The organism is Lactococcus cremoris subsp. cremoris NBRC 100676 (assembly GCF_001591705.1).
Lineage (GTDB): Bacteria > Bacillota > Bacilli > Lactobacillales > Streptococcaceae > Lactococcus > Lactococcus cremoris.
Genome location: NZ_BCVK01000005.1, coordinates 50326 through 61627 on the forward strand (window position 1 = coordinate 50326; position 11302 = coordinate 61627).

Annotated in this window: 6 protein-coding genes and 3 pseudogenes; 1 reads left to right on the forward strand and 8 read right to left on the reverse strand. The window is 34.9% G+C overall.

Features of this window, described 5'->3' with window-relative positions; translation table 11 throughout:
- Positions 1–3: 3 nt before the first annotated feature.
- The 8 genes and pseudogenes from LLA01S_RS01565 to LLA01S_RS01600 all read right to left on the reverse strand — a co-directional run.
- Positions 4–2709: a YhgE/Pip domain-containing protein gene (locus tag LLA01S_RS01565; RefSeq protein WP_061777730.1), complete on the reverse strand. Its 2706-nt coding sequence runs from the start codon at positions 2707–2709 to the stop codon at positions 4–6.
- Between the two features lie 260 nt (positions 2710–2969).
- Positions 2970–4403, reverse strand: a complete 1434-nt coding sequence (locus tag LLA01S_RS01570; protein ID WP_061777731.1) for a 6-phospho-beta-glucosidase — start codon at positions 4401–4403, stop codon at positions 2970–2972.
- Between the two features lie 118 nt (positions 4404–4521).
- Entirely contained in the window at positions 4522–4794 is a 273-nt protein-coding gene (gene yidD / locus LLA01S_RS01575) for a membrane protein insertion efficiency factor YidD (protein ID WP_011676678.1), read from the reverse strand.
- 120 nt (positions 4795–4914) lie between these two features.
- Positions 4915–6658, reverse strand: a pseudogene (locus tag LLA01S_RS01580) (1-deoxy-D-xylulose-5-phosphate synthase).
- A 148-nt stretch (positions 6659–6806) separates the two neighbouring features.
- Entirely contained in the window at positions 6807–8177 is a 1371-nt protein-coding gene (locus LLA01S_RS01585) for a sensor histidine kinase (RefSeq protein ID WP_061777732.1), read from the reverse strand.
- Positions 8178–8392: 215 nt separating this feature from the next.
- Positions 8393–9061 (reverse strand): response regulator transcription factor, encoded by a 669-nt coding sequence (locus LLA01S_RS01590; protein WP_218006049.1) that lies wholly within the window; start codon positions 9059–9061, stop codon positions 8393–8395.
- A gap of 177 nt (positions 9062–9238) precedes the next feature.
- A complete protein-coding gene (locus LLA01S_RS01595; protein ID WP_021165588.1) occupies positions 9239–10213 on the reverse strand; it encodes a LacI family DNA-binding transcriptional regulator in 975 nt (324 codons plus the stop codon).
- A 151-nt stretch (positions 10214–10364) separates the two neighbouring features.
- Positions 10365–10619 (reverse strand): annotated as a pseudogene (locus LLA01S_RS01600) (glycosyl hydrolase family 65 domain-containing protein); the annotation flags it as partial.
- 436 nt (positions 10620–11055) lie between these two features.
- Here LLA01S_RS01600 and LLA01S_RS12075 point away from each other — a divergent pair.
- Positions 11056–11302, forward strand: a pseudogene (locus LLA01S_RS12075) (IS982 family transposase); the annotation flags it as partial.

Consider the following 11302-nt stretch of genomic DNA (forward strand, 5'->3'; position numbering starts at 1 on the left):
ATTTTAATGGAAGAAATGACTCTTACTTCCGATTTCAGAAATTTTCTTCGTTTTATCTTCAAAGTGTGGGAAGAGAAAGGCCCCAATTGCAACAAATACAATTGATACTGCCACAAGGATAATTATTGCAAACCAAGCGTTTGGCCAATAAATCCCTCCAGCCGATTCTCGTAAAAGATTAACAGCGTGGGTAAATGGTAAATAAGGATTAATGGCTTGGAAGAATTTTCCAGAAACTTGGATTGGATAGTTCCCACCACCACCAGAAATGGAAAGTACAAGGATAATAATCGCTATTCCTTTACCAACATTACCAAATAGCGCGACTAGGACATAAACCATAATCATAAAGGCGATGGATATCAGTAAGGCAAAGAGGACGCTGTAGAATGGGTCTCGTACATCTACCCCTAAACCAAAGTAGTTTCCTAAGGTTACAATCAAGGCTTGAGCAAGTCCAATGGCTACGAAACTTCCCATTCGAGCAAAGAATTGTTCACGTTTAGAATAACGTTTTTTATCTTTATCTGATAGATGAACCTCTGTTGTTGCCAAACTTGAAAGTAAGACTGCACCGACCCACAGACAAAGCGCTGTGTAAAAAGGTGTACTTGCCGAACCATTGTTGGCAATAGGATAAACTTGATTTTCTTGCACTTCTACTGGTTGGGTCAAAAAGTCACTCTCTTTAGTAGCATCAAGTTTTAGAAGTTTAACAATCTCTCCTAAATCAACTTCTTTTTCACCTTTTTGAATGGCTGTTGCTGCTTTTTGAATGCCCGATTTGATTTCAGGCCAGTCATTTTGGATTAAACTATTGGCTTGATTCAAAGTAGACTCGACGTCAGGCATTTTCTCATTTGCCATTGTTAAGGTATCTGTTAAATCTTTACGAACACCAGCATAATCATTTTTAAAGAAATCAGAAGCTGTGCCCAACTTACTTTTAAGGATAGGGAACTCATTTTTATAAAGACTAGCCCCTTCATTAATTGCATTGACAATTGTCGTCATATTTCCATTTAACATCAAGTTTGCATCATGAATTTCTTGTTTGATGGCTGGCATTTCACCTTGATATTTTTCTAAAATGGTAATAGCATTAGAAACTGTTTGACTTGTTGAATTTAGTAAAGCTTCAAAGTCAATTTGTTGAGCCTGATTTAATAAACCTTTGGCATCAGTGATTGTTTTAGTCAGTGTTGTCAAAGCGTTACTGATAATTGAGTTAATTTCATCTGGATTGATTTGATTTGCGATATTAGCTATATTAGTAACTAAACTATTAATTTCGTCCAAATAGTTTTTAACATCAGAGACATTACCAGTTTGAATCAAATCGTTAAGATGATTCATTCTGTCACTAAGGCTTGAAAGTAAGGAATCTAAGTTAGTTAGTTTTTCAATAACTGAATCTAAATCATGACTTCCGTTACTTTCTTGAATTTGCTTAAGGTAATCAACTGTTGTTTTAATTGACTGTCTTTGTTGATTAATATTGGTAACAAAGTCAGTGATAAGGCTATTAATTTGTTGCTTTTCTTCTGACGTAAGTTGATTATCATCTATCGCTTTTTCAATTGTTGAAATAATTGTTGACGTATCACTAGAAAAATCTTTAATAGATTCCAATGCCACTTTAACACTACTTGTAATTGACGGAAGTGCCTGTTGCATTTTTGTTGCAGCATCAAGGGTTATTGTCCCTAAACTATCTGCATCTTGTCCTAATTTTTGAATGTCTGGCATTGATTTTTGAACTTGATTGATGATTTGCAAGCCGTCTTTTGCTTCTTGAATTCCTTGGGTCATAGTACTTTCAACTGACGCAAAGTCTTCATCAATCATCGAAATTTGTTTACCAGCGTTTTGAATTTCAGGAATTTTTTCTTGAAGAGTCAAAACAAGTGACAAACTTTTATCAATTTCAGGCATTTTATCATTCAAACTAATTACTTTTTGACCTAAAGAATCAACTTCGGGTAAATAAGTAATAAATTCGTTAGCCTTAGCCAGTTTTTCTTTGATTTCTGGCATTTTACCATGAAGGTCAACCACTTGTTGGGTGTATTTGTCAATGGTTCCTAGATTATCGTTTGTTGATAAAATTGCTGACTTAACCTTTTGAATGCTGACCATATTTTTATCAATATCGTAACCAATCGTATTAAAGGTTTTTAAGAGTGTACTACTTGCCGTATTAATAAACTCTTCAGAAATCTGTGATTGAAGAGATGAAGCACCCTTAGAGGTTATTTTGGGAGCAATAGCATTTATCTTTTCATTAATAGAATAAACTATTTGTGGCTTTTTAATATCACCGGTTGTAAAACTTAAAAGGTCTTTTGAAAAATCCTTTGGTAAGTAAATTCCAGCATAGTATTTTCCGGATTTAACTCCTTTGTCCAATTCTGCTTTAGAATCTACAAATTTCCAACCTAATTGATGATTTTTCTTTAAATTCTTCAGAACTTCATCACCAATGTTTATGGTTTTATCTTGAAAACTAGCAGGTTTATCTGCACTGTAGACTGCAATTGGCAATTGCGAGGTATTGGCATAAGGGTCCCACAAGGCTTTAATGTTAAACCAAGCATATAAAGAGGGAATTATCATTAAGGCAACGATTAAAAAGGTCGCCACAGGATTTTTAAAAATTCGTTTCCAGTCTAGGGCAAACAACTTCCAGGTATTTTTTATACTTTTCACTTCTTATCCTCATCATTCTTATCTCACTTGTAACTTTTTAAATTTCTTAAATATCATCGAGGCTTTTTCATACTTCATGACTGCGGATTTAAAAATTACGCAATACACGATTTTATCATATTTCATAAAAAAGTTCTAGCACTGCTTCCTTTTAATGGACACTTGCCTAACTATTGTAAATTTTTCTTGATTGATAAAAAACTCAAATTCAAAGAAATGTTTATTTGATAAAAAAAGAGGGAAAATCCCCCTTTTATCAATCATTCATTTGTTAAATCTTCACCATTACTTGCAATCATTTTTTTATACCAATCAAATGACTTCTTAGGTGTTCGTTTCAAAGTTCCTTTACCGAAATCATCTCGGTCAACATAGATGAATCCGTAACGTTTACTCATTTCACCAGTGCCTGCTGAAACCAAGGCAATACATCCCCAAGAAGTATATCCGAGTAGCTCAATACCATCAAGTTCAACCGCTTTTTTCATTTCTTTGATGTGAGCAGCCACGTAATCAATTCGATAGTCATCTGCTACAAAACCATTTTCATCTGGTTTATCTAGGGCTCCTAAACCATTTTCAACAACAAACAATGGTTTTTGATAACGATCATAAATAGAATTCATTGTAATTCGGAGTCCAATAGGGTCAATTTGCCAGCCCCATTCACTTGCCTTTAAATAGGGATTAGTGACAGACTCAAAAATATTACCAGCTGACTTATCTGCGTCCTTGTCTTTTATCTTAGCCACTCGACTAGAATAATAGCTAAATGAAATAAAATCAACAGTATTTTCTGCTAAAATTTCTAAATCACCCGCTTCAATTGGAAGTTGAACATCCTCACGTTCTAATCTTTTTAGAAGATAGTTAGGATATTTCCCACGCGATTGAACATCAATGAAAAAGAGATTGTCATGATTTTGTTTTTGAGCTTCCAACACATTTTCTGGATTACAATCAAATGGATAATATTCGCCAGCGGCCAACATACAGCCAATTTTATTTTCTGGATCAATTTCATGAGCTATTTTTGTTGCCAAAGCTGAAGCCAAAAGTTCATGATGAGCAGCCAAATACTTGGCTTGTTCTTTATTTTCCCCTTCTTCAAAGACAAGTCCTGCCCCCATGAATGGAGCATGGAGTAGCATATTAATCTCATTAAATGTCAGCCAATAGCGAACCAATCCTTTAAAGCGAGTAAAAATTGTTCTCGCCAGATTTTCATAAAAGCCAACCATTTTTCGGTTACGCCAGCCCCCATATTCTTTAATCAAATGAACTGGACAATCAAAGTGAGTAATGGTAACTAACGGCTCAATTCCTAAACGTTTGCATTCTTTAAAAATATCTTCGTAAAATTGCAAGCCTTCTTCGTTTGGTTCTTGTTCATCTCCTTTGGGGAAAATTCGTGTCCAAGCAATTGACATTCGATAGGTCTTAAAGCCCATTTCAGCAAAAAGGGCGAGGTCATCTTTCCAATGGTGATACATATCAATCGCTTCTTTTGCAGGATAGAAATGTTCCTCGTCAAATTCAAGGTGCTTCATTTCCCCTGTAATAATTGGAAAACGGTCTTTTCCGTGAGGCACAAGATCAACGTTAGCAAGTCCACGTCCTCCTTGATTATATCCGCCTTCACATTGATTAGCTGCGGTAGCTCCGCCCCAGAGAAAATCTTTACTAAATGGCATAATAGATGACACTCCTTTTTTATTCTTTTTTTCATTTTACCATTTTTTAATTGTTTTTGATATCGATTTCATCTTGTTTTTTATTAGAATTTTTTCAATAAATAAAAAAGACTCAAAACTATTTTGAGTCCTCTTCTTCTTTTTTTTCAGGCTCTGCCCAATTACGACGGAGACTAAAATGTTTTGGAACTAAATCATAACCTGGTTGGCAAAAAGGGTGACAACGTAAAATCCGTGCTGTTCCCATCGCCAATCCTTTGGCTGGTCCATGTTTTTCTATTGCCTGAATCATGTAATTGGAACAGGTAGGATAATAGCGACAGGCTGGGGGAAAGACTGGAGAAATCCAACGTTGATAGCCATGTACTGCTTTCACTAATACTTTTTTCATCTATTTCACTTTATTATTAAGAAAGAATCTATACTTATTCTCCTTAATTTTACTGACAGACTAGTCAGTAATTTATTTTTTACTGACAGAAATGATTGAGAACTTTGTCAATAAAAGTTTTTATTTTGAAAGGCTCAGAATATCAGCAACCATCAATTCAGGGGTAAGGTGGTAGCGGTCATAAAGTTCAGCAACAGGAACAGAATCATTAAATTCACGTTTCGCTCCAAAATTTAAAACTTTCACATCATATTTCCCGAGGAATGAGGCTACTTTTTGACCAAATCCTCCGTCAAGAATTCCATCTTCGATAGTGGCAATCACTTGATGATTTTCAACTAAGTTTTCAAGGAAAGCTTGGTCCAAATCATTGATGAAAATTGGATTAACAAGTGTAGGATTAACTCCATTTTCAGCTAAAATCTTAGCGACTTTTTCACCATGTGAATAAAGTCCACCAAGAGCCAAAATGGCAACTTTTTCACCAGCTTTTGTCATTTGATATGAACTCGTCGAAAAATCTGTTAGAACTGTTGGACGTGATTCTAATCCATGTTCTGGCATTTGAATAACGACTGGTTCTTCATGTTGGTCAAGTGCCCAATCGAGAATTGAAATGAACTCTTCTTCAGATGTTGGAGCAAGATATTTGATATTTGGAATGTTTGAAATCCAAGTCATGGCTGATGAGCCTTGGTGCGTTTCATCTGAACCTGAAATAACCCCACCTTTAACAATGACAATCGCTGGTTCTTCATTAATTGCTAAATCATGCCAAAATTGGTCATAAGCTCGTTGCACAAAGGTCGAATTGTGGAAAATGATTGGACGAGCACCAGCTGCAGCCATTGCCCCACCAAATGTTATGGTAAATTGTTCGGCAATTCCAGCATCAATATAACGGTCTGGATATTTAGCTGCAAATTGTTTCAAGCCAAAAATTCCAGGGATTGCTGCATTGATAGCTACAAGTGGCAAACCTTCTGAAACTTTTTTGTCCATGTAATCTAACATGATAGAGCTATAAGATTTGCCAGAATCAGTCACTTTCGATTGACCTGTTTCAAGATCAAAGGGCATATGCCAGTGGAAAGCTTCCTTTATTTTCAAGGGCTGGTTGGTAACCGCGACCTTTTTCAGTATGAATATGAAGAACGATTGGATGGTCAATATCTTTTACTTCTTCAAATAAGTTGACAAGTGATTCAATATCATTTCCATTTTCTAAATATTTATAATCTAAACCAAATGTTTTAAAGAAGTTATTTTCAGCTTGACCATTTGTCTCCCGAAGTTCGGCTAGATTACGGTAAAGTCCCCCATGGTTTTCAGCAATTGACATTTGATTATCATTGAATAAAATGATCAGGTTTCCTTGGAAATCTCCAGCGTTATTGAGAGCTTCCATAGCAAGTCCACCTGAAATTGAACCATCGCCAATTACCGCAATAATATTTCCTTTATCCTTTGTCAAATCACGCGGTTTGGCATAACCTAAGGCATTAGCAATGGATGTTGAGGTATGTCCAACCGTGAAAAAGTCGTGCTCAGACTCTCTTTGACTGGTATAAGGAGTAATGTCATGGAAATGTCCATCAGTAAATCCATTTTTACTTCCAGTCAAAATTTTGTGTGGATAAGTTTGGTGGGAAACATCCCAAATAAACTTATCAACTGGTGAATTGAAAACTTTGTGAAGGGCAATTGTTAATTCAGTCACGCCCAAATTTGGACCAACGTGACCACCGACATTTGATACTTTGTGAAGGACTGCTGCTCGAATTTCTGAAGCTAATTCTTCTAATTCTTCATTTGAAATATTTTTTAAATCTGCTGGGCTGTCTATTTTTTCTAAAACTGACATTTTTGATTTTTCTCCTTTATAGATTTACTTAGTTTTTACTGACAGTATTCGCCTTTAAAAAACTAGTAAATTGACTGACAAAATTGTCATAATTTGGATGATACTATTATCTTATCATAATTTGTCAGTAATTTTTTTCTCTCATATTTTACAACTTTTGGAAAATTTTTGCAGGATTTGAAATTGTGCTGTCCACACGAATCTTGACAATGAATTTTGTTCCTTTAGGTTTATTATCTTCAACTGTTATTTTCCCATTATAGGCTTCAACAATTTGTTTGGCCAAAGAAAGTCCCAAACCTAAGCCACCTTTTTGGCGAGTTCGTGCTTTATCTACTCGGAAAAATCGGTCAAAGATTTTTTTCTTATCTTCATCAGAAATTCCTTCACCATTATCAGCAACTGCAAAAGTTAGGAAGCCACCATTTTTTATCACGTCCACCGAAATTTCACCTTCACTGTCAGTATATTTCAAGGCGTTATCAAATAATATCGTCAGCAGCTGCTTAATGAGCGCTTGGTCCAAATTAACTGTGCCTTCTAATTTCAAGTTTCCTGAAAACTTTTTGCCTGCATTTTCGGTAAGCATTTCATAACTATTGAAAATATTTTCAAAGTAGGTTGCCGTTGTGGGCTCTGGTTCAATCTTTATTCCAGAATCCCGTCTTGTCAAGTTCAACAGATTTGAGGTCAACAACCGCATATTACGAACTTCGGATAAACTTTCGGAGATATTTTCAGATTCGTCTATAATTGTTGCCGTTGGTTTTTGGAAAAGTAATTCTAGGCGATTTTGCAAGATTGCTAAAGGCGTTCTCAATTCATGTGACGCATTTTCAACAAACTCTTTTTGTTTTTCATAAGCCGCTAAAATTGGTTTTAAGGTCCAATTTGCAAGATATAGACTGATAATTACTGACAGAATCCAGAAAGTAATCATTGTGGTCACGATGACCCACATCGCCCGACTCATTGCATCTTGAATTTGATCCACATTTGAAAATATCTGCACGTAAACTGGCGTGACTGTCCCATCAGAATTTGTAATAATAAATTGCGAAGTGGTCAAATACCGATAATGCCAGTTATCACCATAGGGATTTTTTACTGAAACAGTCTGAATGGTATTAATTTGCTTTTCATTAAATTTCATAGCCTTTTGCAAACGACTCATCACAAAGTTGGTACTGATTCGTCCGTTTGATTCTGATGAGGGCATGAAACTCTTTCCTTCTGAGTCATAAAAAATAACACTATTATTTGGCCCATAAAAGCCACTATCTTGTGAATCACTCGTACCAAATTGATTATTGGCAGCTTCTTCCAAAAACACTCGATTTTGAGCTAAATTATGTAAATTTTGGTCAGTCGCCCTGTACATTCCCAATTGCATGACTTGAATAATAATCACGGCTAGGGCGACAAAGATCACTGTAAAAGCTAGAAAAAAATGAAGGAAATTTTTCCCATCATTTTTTACGATAGCTGAAGATTTAACTTTTTTAATTATATTCTTCAAAGAGGTCTCATTTCTAGATAGATTTACTGACAGTTCTTTTAGCTAGCGATTTATTGACTCCCTTTAGCATTGGAGCCATCTCGTTAGCACTGACTTATTGGACAAGCTGAGTTCATATCTACGTTAAGCTTGCGGCTTGGCACAATAAACTGGCCGAAGTCACATTTTTAGTTTATAGAAAAGTTTTTATAAATCCATAAGCTGTCAGTAAAATTTTATCTCAAGATATAGCCAACATTTCGCAAAGTTGAAAGATTATTGACAAATTCTGTATCTTTCAATTTTTTCCGGATTTTACTCATATAAACCTCAACAACCGTCACAGTTGTGTCACTATCATAACCCCAAATTCGGTCAAAAATCTGCTCTTTTGGCAAAATAACATTTTGGTTTTGCATTAAATAAACAACTAAATCAAACTCTTTACCAATTAAATCAACAGGTTGGTCATCAACTAAAGTTGATTTATTTGATAAATTCAAACGAATATTTCCATAAGACAAACCATTGGAATCTTCCAATTTCCCTGTCCGTTTTAAAAGTGCTTGAATTCGTGCTTTAAGTTCATCTAAATAGAAAGGTTTTGTTAAATAATCATCTGCCCCAATATCAAAACCATGCATTTTATCATCCAAAGATTCTTTGGCAGTCATAATTAAGACAGGTGTATCCACATTTTGTTCACGGAGTTCTTTTAAGACTTCAAAACCATTTTTTTCTGGAAGCATCAAATCAAGCAAAATCAAATCATAAATTCCCAATTCTGCTTCGTAGAGTCCTTCAACTCCATCATAAACTTGTTTCACTTGTGCAAAAGATTTTAAGAAATCGTAAACAGATTTAGAGAGTGATAAATCGTCCTCCAATAATAAAATTTTAATCATTGAATCCATCCCTTTTCACATTTTTTAAGGCAAATAATTTATAAATTATTTTTGGTTAAATTGGCCGAAAAGTCAATAAAACCGCGCCCAATCCTTTCTATTATTTTACACTATTATCATATTTTTGTCTTGTACTAGGCTTAACCCTATCTTAAACAAAACTAAAAAAGCTAGAACTCAAATTCTAGCTTTTGTTGATTCCCGAACAATTAATTCAAAAGGAATGATTGTTTTTTCTGGTAAGTTTTCTTTATTATCTCGTAAATCTAAAATTTTCTTGATGGCACTTGCCCCTAATTGTTCAATATGAATATCAAAGGTTGTGAGATAAGGGTGAATCATTGCCCCAAAAATGGAATTGTTGTAAGTAACGAGACTTACATCTTCTGGAACATTTAGTCCTTGACTTCGTAAACGCTCCACCACTTTTAAAGATAGGACATCATCCATAACCACTAATGCTGTTTCATTTCTTAGTGAAAAATTACTATCCATGAATAATAAATCGTGGCTGAGACCTAATCTTTCTGCTTCATCTTTAAAGCCTTGATAACGCTCTTCAAAAACTTCTGTTTCTTTCGTATCTGTTACAAATGATATATTCTGATGATTTAATTGGGCTAAAAGCCGAACAGCTTCACGTCCAAGGAGCATATTATCATTATCCACATGTGTAATTTCGTTTTTACCTTCTGTTGGCGTCCCTACTAGAACAAAAGGAACCTTATTTTCTAAAAGATAATCTCGAACTTCATCACTTTTTCCAGCATAAAGCACAATGAATCCATCAACCCGTTTTTCGGATAATTGAAGTTCAACTTGCTTCTTTAATTCTCCGACCGAATGTCCCGTCGCGATAGCAATCGACACATCATAATCCCGAGCGGTTTCATTGATTGAGGTCAAAATTTTCATAAAGAAAGGTTGACTTGTTTTGTCGGCGACCGGGGGAAAGACAACTCCAATGGTATTTGTTTTCCCAGAAGCTAAAATCTGAGCCGCTGCATTACGACGATAACCCAATTCATGCATGGCTTTGCGAACTTTTACTTTCGTTTTATCCGAAATTTCTGAACTGTCTTTAATGACTCGACTTACCGTGGAAGCATTGACACCAGCTTTTTTTGCAACATCTTTAATTGTAACTGCCATATTTTCACTTAAAACTAGCCGAAGCTAGCTCAACTCAGCGCTCCTTTCTCTATTCTTTTTTGAATCTTTCAAATTTTATTTTGCCAAATTTTAGACTAATTTTCAACTATTTTTTAGATTTTTGATAAAAAAGTCATCCAAAGCAATCAAATTACCTTGTTTTCGTAATATAAGAATCACTCAATTCTACAGTTTCATCATAAATCTTAAGACTTAAAGATTGTCCACGCAATAATTCAATTTTTACTTCTTGACCGACTGAAATTTTCAATAAACGTCCACGATAGTTAATGTGGAAGGCATATCCTGTCCATACTTGTGGTAAAAATGGTGCAAAACTCAATTGAGCCTCCCAAGTTTTCATTTGAGCAAATCCATGAACAATCGCCAACCATGAACCAGAAATAATCACCAATATGTTACACCAAGAAAATCTAACTCTAAAATATGATGAATACAGCCATTCTTCTTATAGAGATATATTAAATAATCTTGAAAAAAAAATCAACTACACCATCCGATAAAAATATGTCTGACTTTATAATTTTAGACTATCTCAGCCAAAACATTGAAAACGAATCAATAACAACTTTTTTTCAGCATATTATCTCAACAATTGAAAGGAACTATGACTCACTCATTAAAATCCATCATAAATCTTTATTTAGTAGGTACGCTATCCCAAACAACGATAATGATTTTTTATTAAACGATGAAAGAAAAAGTATTAAATTTAAATTATATGATTATAAACCCGAATTGCTAGTTAAGTTCATTGGAAAATAAATAAGTCGTGCTATCCTAATCTTAAACCACTAAGCATTAGAAAGCGCACGACTTATATGACTTATAATAGCACACTCCCAAAAGTTTTTGTTTATTTACTGACAACCATTGAGACGCTTTATCAAACGAGGGTTCCCCTTGAGGTTCAAAACCGAAAGAACGTCCATCTCGCAACATCAGATTGCTTAGTTATCGCTTGTTACCTATGGGGCGTACTGCATTTTAGTGAAACGCTTAAAGCTAAGCACCAATTGGCTCAAAGTTTATTTCCTAATTTCCTAGAATATTCTCGCTTTGTCCGCC

Excerpts from the sequence above, each read along its gene's own strand:
- LLA01S_RS01570 (WP_061777731.1), bottom strand. The coding sequence starts at position 4,403 with ATGCCATTTAGTAAAGATTTTCTCTGGGGCGGAGCTACCGCAGCTAAT.
- yidD (WP_011676678.1), bottom strand. The coding sequence starts at position 4,794 with ATGAAAAAAGTATTAGTGAAAGCAGTACATGGCTATCAACGTTGGATT.
- LLA01S_RS01590 (WP_218006049.1), bottom strand. The coding sequence starts at position 9,061 with ATGATTAAAATTTTATTATTGGAGGACGATTTATCACTCTCTAAATCT.
- LLA01S_RS01595 (WP_021165588.1), bottom strand. The coding sequence starts at position 10,213 with ATGGCAGTTACAATTAAAGATGTTGCAAAAAAAGCTGGTGTCAATGCT.